This window comes from Paraburkholderia sp. J67, from assembly GCF_905220265.1.
Lineage (GTDB): Bacteria > Pseudomonadota > Gammaproteobacteria > Burkholderiales > Burkholderiaceae > Paraburkholderia.
This window is the reverse complement of record NZ_CAJMZK010000019.1, coordinates 80657-102059: the sequence shown is the minus strand read 5'-3', so window position 1 is coordinate 102059 and position 21403 is coordinate 80657. Positions and strand designations below refer to the sequence as shown.

Here is a 21403-nt window from a genome sequence, read left to right as displayed (position 1 = left end):
GCCGAGTATTCGCCGCAGGCGCCGCTTCGCACAATTTCCCCCAGGGCGCGCCGCGAATGGTTCGCGGCGCCACGCACAAGGGAGGGTGGCGATGAGCCTGCTCAATCCACTGTTGTTGGGGGCACGCCGTTACGCGGCGGGTGTCGATGTGCACGCGCGCGGCGTCACGCTGGTCGTGCTGAGCCAGCGGGTATTCGGCGGCGGGCCGCTGCGCATCGAGTGGCTGGGTCGCGTGCCGCTCGCGCGCGAAGCGCTCGCGGGCGCGGAGATCGTCGATCGCGCGGCGCTGGTGGCGGCGCTTCAGGCCGCGTTCGGCGCCTTGCCGCGCGCCTGCGCCGAGGCCTCGCTGCGCTGCGCGATGGCGCTGCCCACGGGCGCGACGTTGCTCGCGTCCGTGCCGCTCGCGCGTCTGGCGGCGCACCCGCACGGGGTTGCGGAACCCGCCGACGCCTCGGGCCTCTACACGCAACTGGAGCCATTGGTGCTGGCCGAGGCGGAACGGGTCGCCGGGATCGAGCGGCACGAACTTGCCGTGGACTGGCGCGTGGGGCCGCTTGCGCTCGATTGCAACCTCGCCTGCGCGCAGGAGGCCAAGGTGATGATCGCGGCCACGGCGCGCGCCTATCTGGAGTCGCGCGTCGAATGCGCGGCGATGGCGGGCATCGCGCTCTGCGCGCTCGACGACGAAGGCCACGCCGCGCTGCGCGCGATGCGTCATGCGGCGGCCTTCGAGCTGCCGCCGCATGAGGCCTGGGCGGCGCTCTGGGTGGGATCGGACGGCGTGCACGGCTGGTTCCTCGCTGATGATTCCATCGTGCGTACGATGCGTTTTCCGGCGCTGGAGCACACCGATCTCGTCGAGGCGTTGCGCGATCTGGCGGGCAGCGAGCAGACCGGTTGCGCATTCGTGGCGGGCGATCTCGCCTTGCTGCGTGGCGTTCACTTTTCGCTCGCCGATATCGGCGACGTGCTCGGCTGCCCGGTGCTGCCGTTCGAATGCGCGCCGCTTGCCGACGCCGACCACCCGCTCGAAACCCATCTACTGCATGACCCGGCGTGCGCGGTGGCGTTCGGGCTCGCGATGCGCGGGGTGCACGAATGAGCGCGCGAATCCGGGATGACGGCTTCAACCTGTTGCCGTGGCGCCTCGCCGCCGTGCGGCGGCTTCACAGGCGGCGCGCGCTCGAATGGCTGGCGGCGCTCTCGATCGGCTGTGTGCTCGGGTCGGTCGTGGCGGGCTGGCAGGTGTTCGAGCGAGCCCGGGCAGAAGCGCGGCGCGCGAGCATCGAACAGCAGATGGCGCAACTGGGCGCACCGCTCGCGCAGGCCCGGCGGCTCGCCCGCGAAGCCGACGAACGTGCCGCCGCGTTGCGAGAGGCACAGCAAAAGGCGCGGCCGCTCACGCAACTGTTCGCGCTCGTCGAGGCGTTGGCGCAGGTGCGCACGGACGGCGTGGTGCTCGATCAACTCATTCAGCACGCCGACGAAACCGAACTCCATGCGAGCGCGACCGACGAGGCCACGGCGGCCGCGTGGCTCGGACGCCTGCACGCGCTCGGCGGCATCGAGGCGGTCAATGTGCGGGAGATGACGCGAGGGCAGGACGCCGGTAGCACCCGAACTGCCGCGCGCGATCGCATGACACAGGGCGCGCCGATCAAGGTGGTGGCGCGGCTCGTATGGAAGGGGGCCGCAGCGCGCGTGGCGAACAAAACGGTCGCGGTGCGCACCGTCGATGCAAAGGGGGCGAAATGACCGAGCTGAGTTCCGCTGCGCCGTTGATGGGTGTGCCCGCGTTCTCGCGCGGGCGCCGGGGCGCTTTCAGCGCGAGCCTGCGCGGCTGGCGGCCCTTGCATGCCTGGAGCGCGCGCCGCCGTGCGGCCTTCGCGCTGACGCTGGGCGTGGTCGCCGCCGTGCTGACGGGGGCCGCCTGCGTGACGATGGATGTGGGTGGGCGCGAAACCGCGGGCGTCGCGCTGGCCGACGCTCAGGCGCGGCTGGTGTCGGCGCGCCAGACGCTGGCACGCCTGCCTGCCCTGCGGCGCGACGCGCAGGACTGGCCGCAGCGCCCGCGCCACGGCAGCGCCGCCGACGACATGCGCGACGTCTCGCAACTCGCCGCGCAGGCGGGGCTCGCGCTCGTCGCTCTGGAACCCGTTTCGCCGGGCAGCGGCAAGATGCCGGTGTCGCGCGGGACGAAGCTCATGGCGCAGGGCAGTTTTGCGCAACTGCGTGATTTCCTCGATGGCCTCGCGGAACTGCCCGAACTCGCCGTGCCCGTGGAGCTGACGCTCAGGCGCGGCGCGGGCGGTCTCGCGATATCGGCGACGCTCCAGGTGTTCGACGGCTTGCCCGCGATCGCGTTTGCGCAAGATGCGCAGGACGGCGGTGCGTTGGCCGATCCCTTTGCGGATCGGTTGGGGCGTGCTTCGGGCGCTACGGAAGACGCGGCGATGCGGCTCGCGGGCGTGCTGGTGGAGCGCGGTCGCGCTGTTGCGCTGGTAGAGACCGCCTCGGGCACGACGGCGGTACAGGCTGGCACCACGCTCGCGGGCGCACGCGTGCTGGAAGTGAATCCGGCGCGTGTGGTGCTCGCGCTCGACGGTGCGACCCAGACGCTGCATTGGGCGGGGGCGGATCGATGATGCCGCGTGCGCTTGCCTTCGCGTTGGCGCTATCCTCGTCGGCCGCGCAGGCTGCCGTGCCGCCGCCGCTTCCCGTGTGGCGCACGGCTGCGGCGTCGGTCGCACGCTCCGAGGTGCCGCCGTTGCCCGAGGGTGAACCTGCCGCGTCCACCGGCTGGGTCGCAAATCCGTTCGCGTCCGGCAGTGGTGCTGACGACGGCGCCAGTGGCGGCGCAGTCGCGGCTCCGGTATCGGAAACGGCGGCCGCACCGACCGCAGCCACCGTTCCCGCAGCACCCGCCGCCGAACCGCTCGAAGGCCCGCCCACGCCGCTGCCCGCGGCGGCACGTCTGAGCGATGCGAAGCCAGGCGACGACGGTTTGCCGCCCGACCGGCCGATCTCGCTCAACTTCCAGCGCGCCGAGCTCACGGCCGTCCTGCACGCCTTCGCGCAGTTCACGAAGCTCAACATCGTCGCGAGCGAACGCGTGCGCGGTCAGGTGACGCTGCGGCTCGATCGCGTGCCGTGGCGCGCGGCGTTCGATCTGCTGCTGGCCTCGAACGGTCTCGCGCTCGAACGCACCGGCAACGTGCTCTGGGTCGCCCCCGCCGCGGATCTCGCCGCTCGCGAGCGCCAGCGCTTCGAGGCGCATGCACGCGCCGCCGACCTGGAACCGCTCGTGAGCCGCACCTTCGAGCTCCAGTACGCGCGCGCCGAGGATCTGCGCAAGCTGCTGAGCGGATCGGGCACGCAGCGCGCGCTGTCCAAACGCGGTGCCGCCGTGGCCGATACGCGCACGAATCTGCTCTTCGTCACGGATCTGCCCGCGCGCCTGGACCAGATCGCTGCGCTGATCCAGCGACTCGACGCACCGGCGCGCCAGGTGTTGATCGAAGCGCGCATTGTCGAAGGGGACGAAGGCCTGTCGCGCGAGCTGGGCGTGCGGCTTGGCGTGAGTCCGTACAACGTGGACGGCACCGTGCGCGGGTTGCGCGGCGGAACAGGCGACGGCGAAGGTAAGATGTTCGACCTCGGTGCGGGCGCGCTGAACGGTTTCGAGGCCGCGCAACTGGGTCTCACCTTGCTTGCCGCGCGCGCCACGCGCCTGCTCGACATCGAACTGAGCGCGCTCGAAGCCGAGGGGCGCGGGCGCGTCGTGTCGAGCCCGCGCGTCGTTACCGCCGACCGGACCAAGGCGGTTGTCGAGCAGGGCACCGAACTGCCGTATCAGGCCAAGGTCGGGCAGGGCGTGTCGGGCGTGCAATTTCGACGCGCCAGCCTGAAACTGGAGGTCGAGCCGCAGATCACGCCCGATGGCCGCGTGATCCTCGACCTCGACGTGGCCAAGGACAGTGTGGGCGAGCAAACCGCCGCGGGGCCGGCGATCAACACCAAACACGTGCAGACGCGCGTGGAAATCGAGGACGGCGGTACGGTCTCGATTGGAGGGATCGACGCGAGCGATGATCGCGATGATGTGACGCGCGTCCCGCTCCTGGGCAAAATACCGCTTTTGGGCGTGCTTTTTTCACATCGCGCCCATTGGGACAAACGTAGCGAACTGGTCGTGTTCATCACGCCGCGTGTCGTCAGCGCGGAATGAGCACCGCTCGCGCGACGCGTGCAAATGTCGCGCGCAATGTGTCCCCGAATGAGTGAAATGTCGCGCAGCGGGTCCAAAAGGGGCCGGACTGTGCGGCCCGCAGGCTCGACAACGCCGCCGCTTTGCCAGTAAGCTGCGGCACCAACCTTTCGTAGGAAACGCTGCAAGTGCGGGACGCAAACGCCAATGTATTTTTCGTAGGGCTCATGGGCGCCGGTAAGACGACCGTGGGCCGGGCGGTCGCGCGCCGGCTTGAGCGTCCGTTTTTCGACTCCGATCACGAGGTCGAGGCGCGTACCGGCGCGCGCATCCCGGTGATCTTCGAACTCGAAGGCGAGGCGGGTTTTCGCGAGCGCGAAGCCCAGATGATCGATGAGCTGAGCGCGCGCGAAGGTATCGTGCTCGCCACCGGTGGCGGCGCGGTGTTGCGGCCCGAAAACCGCACGGCGCTCAAGGAGCGCGGCTTCGTCGTCTATCTGCGCGCCCATCCGCACGACCTGTGGCTGCGCACGCGCCGCGACAAGAACCGGCCGCTGCTGCAGACCGAAGATCCCAAGGGGCGTCTCGAGGCGCTCTACGAACAGCGCGATCCGCTCTATCGCGAAGTCGCGGATTTCGTGCTGGAGACTGGCCGGCCGTCGGTGAACGGTCTCGTCAACATGGTGCTCATGCAGCTCGACATGGCGGGCGTTCTGCGTTCCCCGGCGCCCGAGTAGCGTTTTTCCCGCGCCGTCGCCCTACATCGCCGAGCCTCACCGTTGCGCCCCACACTTTGAACTATTGCCTGGCATGATTACCGTCAACGTCGAACTGGGCGACCGCGCCTACCCCATCCACATCGGCTCCGACCTGATCGGCCAGACGGCGCTGTTCGCGCCGCATATCGCCGGCAAGTCGGTGACGATCGTCACCAATACCGTCGTCGATCCGCTGTATGGCGACAAACTGCGCGGTGCGCTCGCGCCGCTCGGCAAGGACGTCAACACCGTCGTGCTGCCCGACGGCGAGGCCCACAAGAACTGGGAAACGCTCAATCAGATCTTCGACGCGCTGCTGACGTCGCGCGCCGACCGCAAGACCACGCTGATCGCGCTGGGCGGCGGCGTGACGGGCGACATGACGGGCTTCGCGGCGGCTTGCTACATGCGCGGCGTGCCCTTCATCCAGGTGCCGACCACGTTGCTTTCGCAGGTGGATTCGTCGGTGGGCGGCAAGACCGGGATCAACCACCCGCTTGGCAAGAACATGATCGGCGCGTTCTACCAGCCGCAGGCCGTGATCGCCGACATCGGCGCGCTGCGCACGCTGCCCGCGCGCGAACTGGCAGCGGGCGTGGCCGAAGTCATCAAGACGGGCGCGATCGCCGACGCGGGATTCTTCGACTGGATCGAGGCGAACGTGGACGCGCTCAACCGTTGCGAGCCTGCTGCGCTCGCGCACGCGGTCAAGCGCTCGTGCGAGATCAAGGCGTCGGTGGTGGCGGCCGACGAGCGCGAAGGCGGCCTGCGCGCGATTCTCAACTTCGGTCACACCTTTGGTCACGCGATTGAAGCGGGTCTCGGCTACGGTGAGTGGCTGCACGGCGAGGCCGTGGGCTGTGGCATGGTGATGGCGGCCGAACTGTCGGTGCGCATGGGCATGCTCGACGAAGACTCGCGCGCGCGGCTCGTCAATGTCGTCAAGGCGGCGCATCTGCCGCACGAGGCGCCGGCGCTGGGCGCCGAGCGTTACGTCGAGCTGATGCAGGTGGACAAGAAGGCCGAAGGCGGCGCGATCAAGTTCATCCTGCTCAAGCGCTTCGGCGAAACGCATATTGGCCTTGCGCCCGACGACGCCGTGCAGGCTACGCTGGCGGCCACGGTCAAGGGCTGACGTCAGCCGCCTGGCGTGCTGCGCGCGCTGAAGACATGGCGCGCGAACACGGCGGACAACATGCAGTGCCGATGTAAAGCTGAACGGCGGCCCACGCCCACGAGGCCGCGGCCGTCCACTTTGCGATCCTTGCGGAGGACCCGTTGAGCGACACCCGCAGCGACATCCGAGGCGCGGCAGACGACGAAGCACGCGCCGCAGGCATTCAGGCAGACCGTCCGGCGTTCGCGCGTCACGCGAGCGAAGCCGGGCTTGCACGCGGATTTGAAGCCGATACCCAGGCCGATATCGAATCCACACTCGAACCTGGCCTCGCGCCCTATGCGGCGCATTCCTCGCAGTCGCGCGGCCGCCGCTTCGCGGAACCCCCGCCCGCCGCGCGCAGCGAATTCCAGCGCGACCGCGATCGCATCGTTCACTCCACGGCGTTCCGCCGGCTCGAATACAAGACCCAGGTGTTCGTGAACCACGAAGGCGATCTGTTTCGCACGCGGCTCACGCACAGTCTCGAAGTCGCGCAGATCGCGCGTTCGGTGGCGCGCAACCTGCGCCTGAACGAAGACCTCGTCGAAGCGATTTCGCTGGCCCACGACCTCGGCCATACGCCGTTCGGCCATGCGGGCCAGGACGCGCTCAACGAATGCATGCGCGAGCATGGCGGCTTCGAACACAACCTGCAAAGTCTCGCGGTCGTCGACGAGCTGGAAGAGCACTATGGCGCGTTCGACGGGCTGAATCTCTGTTTCGAGACGCGCGAGGGCATTCTCAAGCATTGCTCGCGCGAACATGCGCGCCATCTCGGCGAACTGGGCGAGCGCTTTCTGCTCGGACGCCAGCCCTCGCTCGAGGCGCAGATCGCCAATATCGCCGACGAAATCGCCTACAACAATCACGACGTGGACGACGGGCTGCGCTCCGGCCTGCTCACCATCGAGCAGCTTGCCGAAGTCGAGCTTTGGCAAGATCACTACGATGCCGCGCGCGCCGAGTATCCGCACATCGATGGGCGGCGGCTAGTGCACGAGACCGTGCGGCGCATCATCAACACGCTGATCGTCGATCTGATCGGTCAGACGCGCCGCAATCTCGCCGTGCATGCGCCGCGCTCGCTCGACGACGTGCGCGCAGCACCCCCCATCGTCGCGCATAGCGAGCGCGTCGCGGCGCAGGCGGCCGCGCTCAAGCGCTTTCTGTACCGCAATCTGTATCGCCACTACCGGGTGATGCGCATGGCGAACAAGGCGCGGCGCGTCGTGAAGGGGCTATTCGAGACGTTCAGCGAGGATCCGCGTCTCCTGCCGCCTGCCTACCAGACGCACGACGAAGCGGCGCAGCCTCGCCTGATCGCGCATTACATCGCGGGCATGACCGACCGATACGCGCTCAAGGAGTATCGGCGTCTGTTCGTGGTGGGAGACGAGGTTTGAGATGCCGGGCGTCGGTACGCCGGGCGTCGCTACGCTCACCTGAACATCTGGAGTCGATTCAATGAAAACCTGGCCGTATCCGCGCGTCGCCGCTCATCGTGGCGGCGGCACGCTCGCGCCCGAGAACACCCTTGCAGGCCTGTGCGTGGGCGCGGGCTTCGGGCAGACGATGGTGGAGTTCGACGCGAAGCTTTCCGCCGACAACATCGCCTTCCTGCTGCACGACGACACCGTCGAGCGCACCTCGAACGGGCGCGGCGCGGCGGCGCAACTGCGTTACGCGCAGATCGCGGCTTTCGACGCGGGCAGCTGGTGCGATCCGCGCTTCGAAGGCGAGCACATGCCGACGCTCGCCGAGGCCGCGCAATGCTGTCGCGAGGAAGGGCTGGCGGCGAATGTGGAGATCAAGCCGTGCCCGGGGCGGGAAAAGGAGACGGGCCGTATCGTCGGTGCGGAAACGGCAAAGCTCTGGCTGGGCAAGAAAGCGGCGGCGGGCGTGCCGCCGTTGCTGTCGTCGTTCTCGTACGAGGCGCTGGCGGCCGCACAAGAGATCGCGCCTGACTTGCCGCGCGGCTTGCTGTTCGACCGGGTGCCCGACGACTGGCGCGAGCAGACGGGCGCGCTTGGCTGCGTCTCGCTGCACGCGAACCATCGGCATCTCGATCAGGCGCTCGTTGCCCGCGTCAAGGAAGCGGGACTGTTCATCCTCGCCTATACGGTGAACGAGCTTGAGCGCGCGCGCGAACTGGCTGGCTGGGGTGTGGACACGATCTGCACCGACCGTATCGATCTGATCGGGCCGCACTCGCTCGGCGGCTAAGTCGCGGCCCGGCCGGCCCGGCTCTCCAGCGCGCAAGCCAGGCAGCGCGCGCGGCCTCTGCAAAACGAAAGGTTCGTCTTAGCGGCAACGCGCGAGGATCGCGCCTGCGACCAGCGCGACGCCGCCCACGATGGCGATCGCTTGCCACGGGTTGGCGTGCACGTAATCGTCGGCGTTATCCATCGCTTCGCCCGCGCGTTCGCGCGCAGCGACCCGGGCGACTTCGAGGCGTTCGCGCGCCGCATCGAGGCGTTTGCGAACGTCCGCGCGCAGGGCGGCGGCGTCGGCCTGCGTGCCGTCGCCCAGCGTGGTTTCCAGCTCGCCGAGCAGCTCTCTCAGTTCGTCGGCGATGTCGGCGGCGGCGCTGCGGCCGCGGCGCGCAATGCGCTTCGCATGGCGGCCCGTGCGGGTCCAGGATTCTCCGAGGGCGTCTCGCGTGTTCGGGAATGCGCTCATGAAATGGCTCCGTTTTGGCAATCTCAGGTTCTGGGGCTCGCGGCGTCCGCACGAAAAAGGGCGGGACGCTCGAGAAGGAGTCCGAGTATTGCGCAAATCGGGTGCCCGGATCGCCAAGGTGCGCAAGGGAAAACGCCTACAGGTCCATCCGGCGGGGCTTTGCGGGCGGCGTGGCGGCCTTTTGCGGTTTTTCGACGCGCTTTGTTTGCGATAAATGATTACGGGGACAGCACGGTTTTTCCCAGAGGCATAGAATCAAGAAAAGCCGATCTGATTGTCAGGAACAACCAGTGCTGATGTAGGAGGGTGGTAGGAGGACGTGGAGCGGGAGACGGCAGACGCCGCACTCCGCCGGATGCCGCGAGGGCAGGGCGGAGGCGGCCGGGGAAGGCGGTGGACGTGCCCCGAAGCGCGAGGCGCTTCAGAACATGTAACCGACCTTCAGGTACGTGACGAGCGGGTTCAGGTGAATCTTCGCTTCGGCCTTCTGCGCGAGCACACCCACTTGCGTCTGCTTCTGCGTGTTGAGCGTTGCGATTACGCTGACCGGAATGTACGAAAGCGAGAAACCCGCGAACCAGTGCTTCGTAAAGTTGTAGTTAAAACCAACGTTGAACACCGGCGCCCAGGAACTGTCCGTCGAAACGCTGGTCGGACCCCCAACAGCAGCACTTTGGAGGAAGGCGTTACTGGTGATCTTCGCGTCGGAGAACGAAACATGCGTTACGCCGATGCCAAGGTACGGATGGAATTTCGCCTCAGGCTTGTTGAAGTAGTACTTGAAGAGAAGCGCAGGGCTCCAGAGTTTGGCGGTGCCAATCTTGCCGTAGGTACTGAGCGAGCCTTCGCCGTCCAGGTCGAACTTGGGGGGAATGCCCAGCTCGACTTCGGTGGCCAGGTGGTCGGTGATGAAGTAACCGAGGCTGAAGCCGAACGTGTCGGAGCTGCTGATGCCGGCACCCGTGCCCGGGAATGACTGGTTGACGGGATTGCCGCCGACGCTGTCGATCTTGAGCGCATCGCTGCCGTCTTGCGGCATGAAATGGAACCACCCCGTTGTAACGTAGAACGTGTTGGCCGATTGCGCGTGAGCCCCCGACATGCAGGCGAGCGCGCCGAGCGCTGCCAGCGCCTGTTTTAATTTCATATATGTGCTCCTCCATTAAAGGCCCGCCCATTATGAACACAACGTTTGCAACAAACCATATGCGACCGTTAGAGCTTTTTCCCTAAGCGCCGCGAGGTCTCCGCTTAAGTCGTACGCCCGCGAGAACAAGCGCTGGCGCGGCCTTGGCGGGTCTGCGGGTAATCACCAACGGACCAGGAAAATCGAGCATGGCACGGCTTGCACGTCTTTATGTCCCCGACCAGCCGCAGCATGTGATTCTGCGCGGACTGGATCAGCAGCCCGCATTCGTCGACGACCAGGACTACGAACTGTTCATCGACTGCCTGAAGGCAGCGGCGCGCGATCACCATCTTGCGGTTCATGCGTGGGTCTTGATGCCCGGCGCGGTGCAACTGCTCGTCACGCCATCCGACGAAGCGAGCCTTCCCAAGGCGATGCAGGCGGTCGGCAGGCGCTATGTGGCGCACTTCAACCGACGTTACGCGCGTCGCGGCACGCTCTGGGAAGGGCGCTACCGCGCGACCGTGATCGAGGGCGAGCGCTTCTTTCTGCTGGCGAGCCGCGTCGTCGAGCTGGCGCCGCTGCGCAGCCACCTCGTCACGGCGGCGGAGGATTACCGATGGTCGAGCTACCGGCATCACATCGGGCTCACCGTCGATAGCCTCATCACCGACCATCCGCTCTACTGGGCGCTCGGCAACACGCCGTTCGAGCGCCAGCGCGCCTATCGCGAACTCTGCGAGCAGCCGTTCGACGAGCGCGAAACCAATCAGCTGATGCAGGCCACCCTCAAGGGCTGGGTGCTCGGCAGCGATACCTACCGCGACTGGGCTTCGCGCACCGCGAACCGGCGCGTCTCGCCGTTGCCGCGTGGGCGGCCCCGCAAGGTGCGCGAAGCGCCTGGTGCGGCCGCGGCGCCGGTTGCGGCGGCAGGCGGTGCAGCTGCGCTCGGCGCGGCGCACACGGCGAGTGCGGGGACGGCCAGTGCCGGCGCTGTCGCGGCAGGCGGCAATGCGGGCGGGCAGGGTGCAACGCACGGCAGTCATTCTGGCCCCTTTTCATCGCCAGCTCCCGCCACGCAACCCGGTTCGAACGCGGCGGGCCACGCCGGTACACCGGTCGGTAGTGGTAGCGGCGCAACGCCAGGGGCAAATCCGGGTGGTTCGAGCGGCCATTCTGCGGGTTCGTCGCCTTCGAGCCCGGGAAGCACGCCCAGCTCGCCCACGGCCCATCAGGAGCACAAGCCAGGCACTGGCACACACTGATCCCGTTACGGATCAACGACTTAAAAAACAAACGGCATCTTCGGGTGCCGTTTTCTTTTGCCCAATTATGATACGGCCCCAATAAAAATACGACGCAATGCACCATGATGATAATTGGGGTCTAAACATGCAGTTTTATTTGCATGCCCTTGATTCGTCGCGTATATTCGCCTTTCGGCTCTCCTGGACGCACAACGCGGGAAGCCAGCATCGCCCGCGCAACGCCGTACAGCGGTCACGCAAGCGGCGGGAAAACAAAGTACGGAATCAACGGCCATCCCCTGGCCCCTCTTGGACGGTGTCCCCATGAACGATCGCCTGCAGCGCGCCGCGGTGCCCGCCGCGCAGGGTCTGTATGACCCGCAAAACGAACACGACGCCTGCGGCGTCGGCTTCGTCGCCCACATCAAGGGCAAGAAGAGCCACGAAATCATTCAGCAAGGTCTGAAGATTCTCGAAAACCTCGACCACCGGGGCGCCGTCGGCGCCGATCCGCTGATGGGCGACGGCGCGGGCATCCTGATCCAGATTCCGGACGCGTTCTACCGCGAAGAGATGGCCAAGCAGGGCGTGACGCTGCCGCCGTTCGGCGAGTACGGCGTCGGCATCATCTTCCTGCCGAAGGAACACGCATCGCGTCTCGCATGCGAGCAGGAACTCGAGCGCACGGTGCGCGCAGAAGGCCAGGTCGTGCTGGGCTGGCGCGATGTGCCGGTCGACCACGCCATGCCGATCTCGCCCACCGTGAAGGCGAGTGAGCCGCTGATCCGCCAGATCTTCATCGGTCGCGGCAAGGACGTGATGGTCACGGACGCGCTGGAGCGCAAGCTGTATGTGATCCGCAAGACCGCGAGCCACCGCATCCAGGCGCTCAAGCTCAAGCACGGCAAGGAATACTTCGTGCCGTCGATGTCGGCGCGCACGGTCGTCTACAAGGGTCTGCTGCTGGCGGGCCAGGTCGGCGTGTACTACCGCGACCTGCAGGACGAGCGCGTCGTGTCGGCGCTGGCGCTCGTGCACCAGCGCTTCTCGACCAACACGTTCCCGGCATGGGAGCTGGCTCACCCGTACCGCATGATCGCCCACAACGGTGAAATCAACACCGTGAAGGGCAACGTGAACTGGCTGAACGCCCGTACCGGCGCGATCGCCTCGCACGTGCTCGGCGACGACCTGCCGAAGCTGTGGCCGCTGATCTACCCGGGCCAGTCGGACACCGCATCGTTCGACAACTGCCTCGAACTGCTGGTGATGGCGGGTTATCCGCTCGTCCACGCGGTCATGATGATGATCCCGGAAGCGTGGGAACAGCACACGCTGATGGACGAGAACCGCAAGGCGTTCTACGAATACCACGCAGCGATGATGGAGCCGTGGGACGGCCCCGCCGCGATCGCCTTCACGGACGGCCGCCAGATCGGCGCGACGCTCGACCGTAACGGTCTGCGTCCGGCGCGCTACATCGTCACGGATGACGACCTCGTCATCATGGCGTCGGAAGCGGGCACGCTGCCCATCCCCGAGTCGAAGATCGTCAAGAAGTGGCGCCTGCAGCCGGGCAAGATGTTCCTGATCGACATGGAACACGGCCGCATCATCGACGACAAGGAACTCAAGGACAACCTCGCCAACGCCAAGCCGTACAAGAGCTGGATCGACGCCGTGCGCATCAAGCTCGACGAGATCGAGCCGAAGGCGGAAGACGTCGCGACCGCGCGCGCCGAAGCCGCCGTGCTGCTCGACCGTCAGCAGGCGTTCGGCTACACGCAGGAAGACCTGAAGTTCCTGATGGCGCCGATGGCGATGTCGGGTGAAGAGGCCGTCGGTTCGATGGGCAACGACTCGCCGCTGGCGGTCATGTCCAACAAGAACAAGACGCTCTACAACTACTTCAAGCAGCTGTTCGCGCAGGTCACCAACCCGCCGATCGACCCGATCCGTGAAAACATGGTGATGTCGCTCGTGTCGTTCATCGGCCCGAAGCCGAACCTGCTCGACACCAACAACATCAACCCGCCGATGCGTCTCGAAGTGTCGCAGCCGGTGCTCGACTTCAAGGACATCGCGAAGATCCGCGCGATCGAGCAGTACACGGGCGGCAAGTTCAGCAGCTACGAGCTGAACATCTGCTATCCGGTGGCCTGGGGCAAGGAAGGCATCGAAGCGCGTCTCGCGTCGCTGTGCGCGGAAGCCGTCGATGCGGTCAAGTCGGGCTACAACATCCTGATCGTGTCGGACCGCCGCGCGGACCGCGACAACGTCGCGATTCCCGCCCTGCTCGCCACTTCGGCGATCCACTCGCACCTGGTCGAACACGGCCTGCGCACGAGCACGGGTCTCGTCGTGGAAACGGGTTCGGCGCGTGAAACGCACCACTTCGCGTTGCTCGCGGGTTTCGGCGCGGAAGCCGTGCACCCGTACCTCGCGATGGAAACGCTCGCGCAGATGGCGCAGGGCCTGAAGGGCGATCTGTCGGCGGACAAGGCCGTCTACAACTTCACCAAGGCAGTGGGCAAGGGCCTGCTCAAGGTGATGTCGAAGATGGGCATCTCGACGTACATGTCGTACACGGGCGCGCAGATCTTCGAAGCAGTCGGCCTCGCCGACGAGCTGGTCAACAAGTACTTCAAGGGCACGGCCTCGAAGGTCGGCGGCATTGGCCTGTTCGAAGTGGCGGAAGAAGCGATTCGTTCGCACCACGATGCATTCGGCGACAACCCTGTGCTCGCTAACATGCTCGACGCGGGCGGCGAGTACGCGTTCCGCGTGCGCGGCGAAGACCACATGTGGACGCCGGACGCGATCGCCAAGCTTCAGCACTCGGCGCGCAGCAACTCGTACCAGACGTACAAGGAATACGCGCACCTGATCAACGATCAGACGAAGCGTCACATGACCTTCCGCGGTCTGTTCGAATTCCGTATCGACCCGGCGCGCGCGATCTCGATCGACGACGTCGAGCCGGCCAAGGAAATCGTCAAGCGCTTCGCGACTGGCGCGATGTCGCTCGGCTCGATTTCGACCGAAGCGCACGCCACGCTCGCCGTTGCGATGAACCGCATCGGCGGCAAGTCGAACACGGGTGAAGGCGGCGAAGACGAGAAGCGTTACCGCAACGAGCTGCGCGGCATTCCGATCAAGAACGGCGACACGATGCGTTCGATCATCGGCGACGAAGTCATCAAGGACATCCCGCTCAAGGATGGCGACTCGCTGCGCTCGAAGATCAAGCAGGTGGCGTCGGGCCGCTTCGGCGTGTCGGCGGAGTACCTGTCGTCGGCCGACCAGATCCAGATCAAGATGGCGCAGGGCGCCAAGCCTGGCGAAGGCGGTCAGCTGCCGGGCCACAAGGTGTCGGAATACATCGGCAAGCTGCGTTACTCGGTGCCGGGCGTGGGTCTCATCTCGCCGCCGCCGCACCACGACATCTACTCGATCGAAGATCTGGCACAGCTGATTCACGATCTGAAGAACGTGAACCCGGTCTCGTCGATCTCGGTGAAGCTGGTTTCGGAAGTGGGCGTGGGCACGGTGGCAGCGGGTGTGGCGAAGGCGAAGGCCGACCACGTCGTGATCGCCGGTCACGACGGCGGCACGGGCGCGTCGCCGCTCTCGTCGCTCAAGCACGCTGGCACGCCGTGGGAACTCGGTCTGGCGGAAACGCAGCAAACGCTGGTGCTGAACCAGCTGCGCGGCCGTATCCGCGTGCAGGCCGACGGTCAGATGAAGACGGGCCGCGACGTGGTGATCGGCGCGCTGCTCGGCGCGGACGAATTCGGCTTTGCGACGGCGCCGCTCGTCGTCCAGGGCTGCATCATGATGCGCAAGTGCCACCTGAACACCTGCCCGGTCGGCGTCGCGACGCAAGATCCGGTGCTGCGCGCGAAGTTCTCGGGTCAGCCCGAGCACGTCGTCAACTTCTTCTTCTTCATCGCTGAAGAAGTGCGCGAAATCATGGCGAATCTGGGTATCCGCAAGTTCGACGATCTGGTCGGCCGCGCGGACCTGCTCGACACGCGCCGTGGCGTGGAACACTGGAAGGCGAAGGGTCTGGACTTCTCGCGCGTGTTCTATCAACCGTCGGTGGGCGAAGACGTCGCACGCAAGCACGTCGATACGCAAGACCACGGTCTGGACAAGGCGCTCGATCACACCCTGATCGAGAAGGCCAAGGCCGCGCTGGACAAGGGCGAGCACGTCTCGTTCATCCAGCCGGTGCGCAACGTGAACCGTACGGTTGGCGCAATGCTCTCGGGCATGGTCGCGAAGAAGTATGGCCACGACGGTCTGCCGGAAGACTCGATCCATATCCAGTTGAAGGGTACGGCGGGTCAGAGCTTCGGCGCGTTCCTCGCACGCGGCATCACGCTGGATCTGGTGGGCGACGGTAACGACTACGTCGGCAAGGGCCTGTCGGGTGGCCGCATCATCATCCGTCCGACCAACGACTTCCGCGGCAAGTCCGAAGAAAACATCATCTGCGGCAACACGGTGATGTACGGCGCACTCGAAGGCGAAGCCTTCCTGCGCGGCGTGGCGGGCGAGCGTTTCGCGGTGCGTAACTCGGGCGCGACGGCGATCGTCGAAGGCACGGGCGACCACGGCTGCGAATACATGACGGGCGGCACGGTGGTGGTGCTCGGCGAGACGGGTCGTAACTTCGCGGCCGGTATGTCGGGTGGTATCGCCTACGTCTACGATCCGGACGGTTCGTTCGCCGGCAAGTGCAACCGCTCGATGGTCGCGCTCGACCCGGTGCTGCAACAGGCCGAACAGGAACGCACCGTGGACCGCGCGCTGTGGCACGCGGGCCAGACCGACGAAGCGCTGCTCAAGGGTCTCATCGAGCGTCACTTCCAGTTCACCGGCTCGCCGCGTGCGAAGGCGCTGCTGGAAAACTGGGATGCGTCGCGCCGCCAGTTCGTGAAGGTGTTCCCGACGGAATACAAGCGCGCACTGGGCGAGATTGGCGCGAAGAAGGCCAGCCAGGAAAGCCTGGCCGCCTGATTCACGCGACGACGACTCCATGACGAAGCGCCCGCTGCGCGACTTGAAAACGCAGCGGCGGGCGCGGTCCCCCTCACCGAATAGATTAGATAGACGAGAACCAAATGGGTAAGGCAACCGGTTTTCTCGAGTTCGAGCGCCAGCATGAGGCGTACGAAGCACCGCTCACGCGCGTGAAGCACTACAAGGAATTCGTCGCGGCACTCTCCGACGCCGACGCGAAAGTCCAGGGCGCACGCTGCATGGACTGCGGCATCCCGTTCTGCAACAACGGCTGCCCGGTCAACAACATCATTCCGGACTTCAACGACCTCGTTTTCCATCAAGACTGGAAGAACGCGATCGAAGTCCTGCACTCGACCAACAACTTCCCCGAGTTCACGGGCCGCATCTGCCCGGCACCCTGCGAAGCAGCGTGTACGCTCGGCATCAACAACGACCCGGTCGGCATCAAGTCGATCGAGCACGCGATCATCGACAAGGCCTGGGCCGAAGGCTGGGTCGCGCCGCAAGTCGCGAAGCACAAGACCGGCAAGAAGGTCGCCGTCGTCGGTTCGGGCCCGGCGGGTCTGGCTACGGCGCAGCAACTCGCGCGCGCCGGTCACGACGTGACCGTGTTCGAGAAGAACGATCGCGTCGGCGGCCTGCTGCGTTATGGCATCCCCGACTTCAAGCTGGAAAAGTGGCTGATCGACCGCCGCATGCGCCAGATGGAAGCCGAAGGCGTGACGTTCCGCACCAATGTCTTCATCGGCAAGGGCGAACTGCCGGCTTACATCGGCAACACGGCGAAGGAAACCATTTCGCCGGACGAGCTGAAGGAACAGTTCGACGCCGTGGTGATCGCGGGTGGTTCGGAAACGCCGCGCGATCTGCCGGTGCCGGGTCGCGAGCTCGAAGGCGTGTACTACGCGATGGACTTCCTGCCGCAGCAGAACAAGGTCAACGCCGGCGACAAGCTGCCGAACCAGCTGCTCGCGAAGGGCAAGCATGTCGTCGTGATCGGCGGCGGCGATACGGGTTCTGACTGCGTGGGCACGTCGAACCGTCACGGCGCGAAGAACGTGACGCAGTTCGAACTGTTGCCGCAACCGCCGGAAGCCGAGAACAAGCCGCTCGTGTGGCCGTACTGGCCGGTCAAGCTGCGCACGTCGTCCTCGCACGAGGAAGGCTGCTCGCGTGACTGGGCGGTCGCGACCAAGCGCCTCGAAGGCAAGAACGGCAAGGTCGAGAAGCTGATCGCCGCGCGCGTCGAGTGGAAGGACGGCAAGATGGTCGAAGTGCCGGATTCGGAATTCGAAATGAAGGCCGATCTGGTGCTGCTCGCGATGGGCTTCACGCAGCCGGTGTCGCCGGTGCTCGAAGCGTTCGGCGTCGAGAAGGATGCGCGCGGCAACGTGCGCGCTTCGACCGAAGGCGAGAAGGCGTACTACACGTCGGTGGACAAGGTGTTCACGGCAGGCGACATGCGCCGTGGCCAGTCGCTCGTCGTGTGGGCGATCCGCGAGGGCCGTCAATGCGCACGCTCCGTCGATGCGTTCCTGATGGGCAGCACGGAGCTGCCCCGTTAAATCCGGTGCGTTCTGTCGGTTTCGACAGAACGTGCGGGAGACGGCAGGAGACACAACGCGAAAAAGCCGGGCATCCGTGAGGATGACCCGGCTTTTTTACGTCTGACGGCAGGGTTACCATGACGCGATTGGCCGACTGATTGCCCGACTGTTCGACTCTGCGAGGCTGCCGATCATGTCCGAAGCGCGCGAGACCCGTAGTGAGCCCCCCGCCGAGGCGCAGGAGTGGAAGCGCTGCTTCGTCGCGCTTACGCCCGATGCGCCCTCGCGCGACGCGCTGGCCGCACTCGATGTGCCGCCCAACGCGCGGCGCGTGCCCTACGCGCAACTTCATCTCACGGTAGCGTTCATCGGTGCGATGTCGTTCGCGCAGGGCGAAGCGCTCGTGCAGCGACTCGCGGAACCGATGGCGCAAGGTCTTGCGCCGCTGCCGCCCGCGTCGGTGACGAAGATCGAATGCTGGCCGGGCCATGCGCAACCGCGCCTGCTGGTGGCCGTGCTGGCGATGTCCGATGCGTTCACGGCGCTTGACTGGCGGGTGCGTTCGTCGATGGGGGAGGTCGGTTTGTCGCTCGATGCACGCGCGTTTCGCCCGCATGTGACGCTCGCCCGCTTCGCGCGGGACGCGCACGGCGGGCCACCTGCGAGCAACGGCGCGGCACTGCCGCCGTTGCGGTTCACCTCGCTCGTGCTGTATTCGAGCACGCTCGCGAAGCAGGGCGCGCGCTACCAGGCGCTCGCGAGCATGCCGGTTTAGCGCGCCGGGTCTAGCCTCGGCGCATGAATTTCACCGCCGATATCGCGTCAACGTCAGCCCATCGAGATCTATCTCCGGCGCACGCTGCGTGACGAGATCGGCTAGCACGCGGCCCGAGCCCATCGACATCGCCCAGCCGGTCGAGCCATGACCGACGTTGAGCCAAAGGCCGTCCACACCCGACGCGCCCAGCAGCGGCGCACCGTCCGGCACCATCGGCCGGCGCCCGACCCAGAACTGCGCCGACGAAGGCGTGGCGGCGTGCGGGAACCAGTCGTCGAGCACCTTCATGAGCGTCTGCAAGGCCTGCTCGCGCAGCGTCGTGCGATGGTTGCCGAGTTCCGCCGTACCCGCCACGCGCAGATACGGCCCGAAACGGGTGATCGCGGTCTTGAGCGATTCGTCCATGAGTGCGGCGCGTGGCGCCTTCTGTTCATCGACCACGGGCAGCGTGGCCGAATACCCCTTCACCGGATAAAGCGGCACGCGCACACCGAGCGGCGCGACCAGCGCTGCGCTCTCCACACCGAGCGCGACCACCACGGCGTCCGCGCTCAAGGTTTGTGGCGCGGGGTTGCTCGCTGGCTCGCTCAAATCGGCGGGGCGCAGCACTTCGGCGGGCGCGCGGCGCTGCTCGCGGCGGTTGCGCGCTTCGCGCCCTGGCACGGGCCGCACGCGTACGCCGGTCACCTTGCCGCCCGCGGCTTCGAGCGCGAGCACCTCGGTATCGAACACGAACTTCACGCCGTTGCTCTCGCACACGGCGCGCAACTCGCGCGTGAAGCGCGCGCAGTCGCCGGCTTCGTCGTCGGGCAGATAGATGCCGGCCAGCGGCTTGATGCGCGACCACGCAAGACCAGGCTCCACCTGTGCGCAGGCGGCGGCGTCCAGCTCGCGATACGCGATGCCCGCGTCGCGCAGCACGCCGAGCGCCGGTTGGGCGAGTTCGAGATCGGCGTCGCTGCGAAAGAGTTGTAGATAGCCCTGGCTACGCCCGTACTCGAACGCATGCTGCGCACGAAACGCGTGCAGGCAAGCGCGGCTGTAGTACGCGATGCGCTGCATGCGCTGCTTGTTGACGCGAAAGCGCGCGAGGTCGCATTCGCGCAGCCAGCGCGCGATCCAGCGCCATTGGGCCGTATCGAGGGCGGGCCGGAAGATCAGCGGCGAGGTGGGCTTGAGCAGGTACTTGAGGAGCTTGGCCGGCATGCCGGGGGCGGCCCACGGCGTGACATAGCCGGGCGCGATCACGCCCGCGTTGCCGAAGCTCGTGCCGAGCGCGACGCCCGGCTCGCGCTCGATGACCGTGACGTCGCAGCCGCGTTCGCTCAAATACCACGCAGTGGCGACGCCGATTACACCGGCGCCGAGGACGATCGTTTTCATGCCGGTCGTAGCGTAGGGGACGGACGGTATTGCAGCACGTTCAGGCTCATTGTGCAGTGGAATCCGCAGAAGGTTGAGCGCTCGCTTTCGCGTGGCCCGGATGGGGGGAAAGCTCCAGCACCTTGCCTTTGGTTTCGGGCAGGCACAGTGCGGAAACAATCACGAGCAGATAGCCCGCACCGGCCACCGTACCGATCGCCTTGACGAGCGTGGTGGTGTGCGCGAGCGTGCCGACGAGAATCGGGAAGAACGAGCCGAGACCGCGCCCGAGGTTGTAGCAAAAGCCCTGACCCGAGCCGCGGATCGCGTTCGGGTAAAGCTCGGAGAGATAGGCGCCGATGCCCGCGAAAATGCCCTGCACGACGATGCCGAGCGGGAAGCCGAGCATGAGCATCGCGGTGTCGGTGATCGGCAGCATCGTGTAGGCCATGCCGAGCGCGAACGAGCCGATCGCGAACAGGATGAACGAGGCGCGCCGCCCGATCTTGTCGCACAGGATCGCGCCCACGATATAGCCCGTGAACGAGCCGACGATCAGCACGATCAGGTAGCCGCTCGTGTTGAACACGGACAGATGGCGCACCGTCTTGAGATAGGTGGGCAGCCAGGTGGTGATGGCGTAGTAGCCGCCCAGCATGCCGGTGCACAGCGCGCTGCCCAGCAGCGTCGTCTTCAGATGCGCGGGTGCGAAGATCTGCAGGAAGTGGCCGTGCGTTTCGCCGCGTTCGCGCGCCTCACGCGTCGCGAGGAACACCTCGGGGTCGCTCACATTGCGGCGAACGTAGAGAATCCACAGTGCGGGCAGGATGCCGATCCAGAAGCACGCGCGCCACGCGTAGTCTTCGGGCAGGAGCGCGAAGAACGCCCAGTAGAGGATCGCGGCGGCGGCCCAGCCGAACGACCAGCTGCTCTGCACGGTGCCCACGGCCTTGGCCCGATGCTGCGGCGAGCGGATCGTCTCGGCCATCATGATCGTCACGACCGACCATTCGCCGCCAAAGCCGATGCCCTGCAAGGTGCGCGTGACGAGCAACTGCCAGAACGAGTGCGTAAAGCCGGAAAGACAGGTGAAAAGCGCGAAGGTGGCGATGGTCCACTGCAAGACGCGCACGCGGCCGTAGCGGTCGGCCAGGACGCCCGCGAGCCAGCCGCCGACGGCCGACGAGATCAGCGAACTCGTCGCGATCATGCCCGCTTCGCCCTTGGTCATGCCCCAGGCGGCGATCAGCGATGGGATCAGGAACGAGTAGATCATGAAGTCGAACGCATCCACCGCATAGCCGCCGAAGCCGGCGTACAGCGTGCGGCGCTCGCGTACGTTCAGTTCACTGAACCATTGGAATGAGCCCATCGCGCGTCGTCTCCCCCTCGTTTGTTGTGCGTGCCACGGCCGGGTGGGGCGGCGGGTGGCGGCTGTGCATCTGCTGCGGTGTCCGGCGTGCCGGCGGCAGGATGGCGCCTATTCTACGGTGCGATGTGCCGCGT

The 21403-nt window shown here is 66.4% G+C and carries 14 protein-coding genes and 2 pseudogenes; 12 read left to right on the top strand and 4 right to left on the bottom strand.

Annotated features, from left to right (window positions below; all coding sequences use genetic code 11):
- Positions 1 to 91: 91 nt before the first annotated feature.
- From pilM to ugpQ, 8 genes and pseudogenes are all read left to right on the top strand, one after another.
- Positions 92 to 1102: a pilus assembly protein PilM gene (pilM, locus tag U5782_RS28085; RefSeq protein WP_322047150.1), complete on the top strand. Its 1011-nt coding sequence runs from the start codon at positions 92 to 94 to the stop codon at positions 1100 to 1102.
- The gene (locus U5782_RS28080) at positions 1099 to 1755 is read left to right on the top strand and encodes a fimbrial assembly protein (protein WP_322047149.1); all 657 of its coding nucleotides are present in this window, start codon (positions 1099 to 1101) and stop codon (positions 1753 to 1755) included. The genes pilM and U5782_RS28080 overlap by 4 nt, the downstream gene beginning before the upstream one ends.
- A complete protein-coding gene (locus U5782_RS28075; RefSeq protein ID WP_322047148.1) occupies positions 1752 to 2645 on the top strand; it encodes a hypothetical protein in 894 nt (297 codons plus the stop codon). Before U5782_RS28080 ends, U5782_RS28075 begins: the two co-directional genes overlap by 4 nt.
- Positions 2642 to 4228 (top strand): type IV pilus secretin PilQ, encoded by a 1587-nt coding sequence (locus U5782_RS28070; RefSeq protein WP_322047147.1) that lies wholly within the window; start codon positions 2642 to 2644, stop codon positions 4226 to 4228. The genes U5782_RS28075 and U5782_RS28070 overlap by 4 nt, the downstream gene beginning before the upstream one ends.
- A gap of 161 nt (positions 4229 to 4389) precedes the next feature.
- Positions 4390 to 4944 carry a shikimate kinase gene (locus U5782_RS28065; RefSeq protein ID WP_322047182.1) on the top strand — a complete coding sequence of 185 codons (555 nt, stop codon included), beginning with the start codon at positions 4390 to 4392 and terminating at the stop codon, positions 4942 to 4944.
- Between the two features lie 64 nt (positions 4945 to 5008).
- A complete protein-coding gene (gene aroB, locus U5782_RS28060) occupies positions 5009 to 6100 on the top strand; it encodes a 3-dehydroquinate synthase (RefSeq protein WP_322047146.1) in 1092 nt (363 codons plus the stop codon).
- A 299-nt stretch (positions 6101 to 6399) separates the two neighbouring features.
- Positions 6400 to 7527: pseudogene (locus tag U5782_RS28055) on the top strand (deoxyguanosinetriphosphate triphosphohydrolase); the annotation flags it as partial.
- A 61-nt stretch (positions 7528 to 7588) separates the two neighbouring features.
- Complete coding sequence (ugpQ, locus tag U5782_RS28050) at positions 7589 to 8347, top strand: glycerophosphodiester phosphodiesterase (RefSeq protein ID WP_322047145.1); 759 nt, start codon at positions 7589 to 7591, stop codon at positions 8345 to 8347.
- A 78-nt stretch (positions 8348 to 8425) separates the two neighbouring features.
- On the opposite strand, the gene U5782_RS28045 is transcribed toward ugpQ, so the two are convergent.
- Both U5782_RS28045 and U5782_RS28040 read right to left on the bottom strand, forming a co-directional pair.
- Positions 8426 to 8803 (bottom strand): glycine zipper domain-containing protein, encoded by a 378-nt coding sequence (locus U5782_RS28045; RefSeq protein WP_322047144.1) that lies wholly within the window; start codon positions 8801 to 8803, stop codon positions 8426 to 8428.
- Between the two features lie 421 nt (positions 8804 to 9224).
- Complete coding sequence (locus U5782_RS28040) at positions 9225 to 9950, bottom strand: OmpW/AlkL family protein (protein ID WP_322047143.1); 726 nt, start codon at positions 9948 to 9950, stop codon at positions 9225 to 9227.
- Between the two features lie 188 nt (positions 9951 to 10138).
- Between U5782_RS28040 and U5782_RS28035 the strand changes: the two are divergent.
- The 4 genes and pseudogenes from U5782_RS28035 to thpR form a co-directional block, all read left to right on the top strand.
- A pseudogene (locus tag U5782_RS28035) lies at positions 10139 to 10828 on the top strand (transposase); the annotation flags it as partial.
- Positions 10829 to 11503: 675 nt separating this feature from the next.
- Positions 11504 to 16204 carry a glutamate synthase-related protein gene (locus U5782_RS28030; RefSeq protein WP_322047142.1) on the top strand — a complete coding sequence of 1567 codons (4701 nt, stop codon included), beginning with the start codon at positions 11504 to 11506 and terminating at the stop codon, positions 16202 to 16204.
- A 104-nt stretch (positions 16205 to 16308) separates the two neighbouring features.
- Positions 16309 to 17775, top strand: a complete 1467-nt coding sequence (locus U5782_RS28025) for a glutamate synthase subunit beta (protein WP_322047141.1) — start codon at positions 16309 to 16311, stop codon at positions 17773 to 17775.
- A gap of 175 nt (positions 17776 to 17950) precedes the next feature.
- Positions 17951 to 18532: an RNA 2',3'-cyclic phosphodiesterase gene (gene thpR / locus U5782_RS28020; protein ID WP_322047140.1), complete on the top strand. Its 582-nt coding sequence runs from the start codon at positions 17951 to 17953 to the stop codon at positions 18530 to 18532.
- A gap of 30 nt (positions 18533 to 18562) precedes the next feature.
- On the opposite strand, the gene U5782_RS28015 is transcribed toward thpR, so the two are convergent.
- Positions 18563 to 19918, bottom strand: a complete 1356-nt coding sequence (locus tag U5782_RS28015) for a D-amino acid dehydrogenase (RefSeq protein ID WP_322047139.1) — start codon at positions 19916 to 19918, stop codon at positions 18563 to 18565.
- A 46-nt stretch (positions 19919 to 19964) separates the two neighbouring features.
- Positions 19965 to 21269, bottom strand: coding sequence for an MFS transporter (locus U5782_RS28010; protein ID WP_322047138.1), 1305 nt, complete (start codon positions 21267 to 21269; stop codon positions 19965 to 19967).
- Positions 21270 to 21403: the final 134 nt, after the last annotated feature.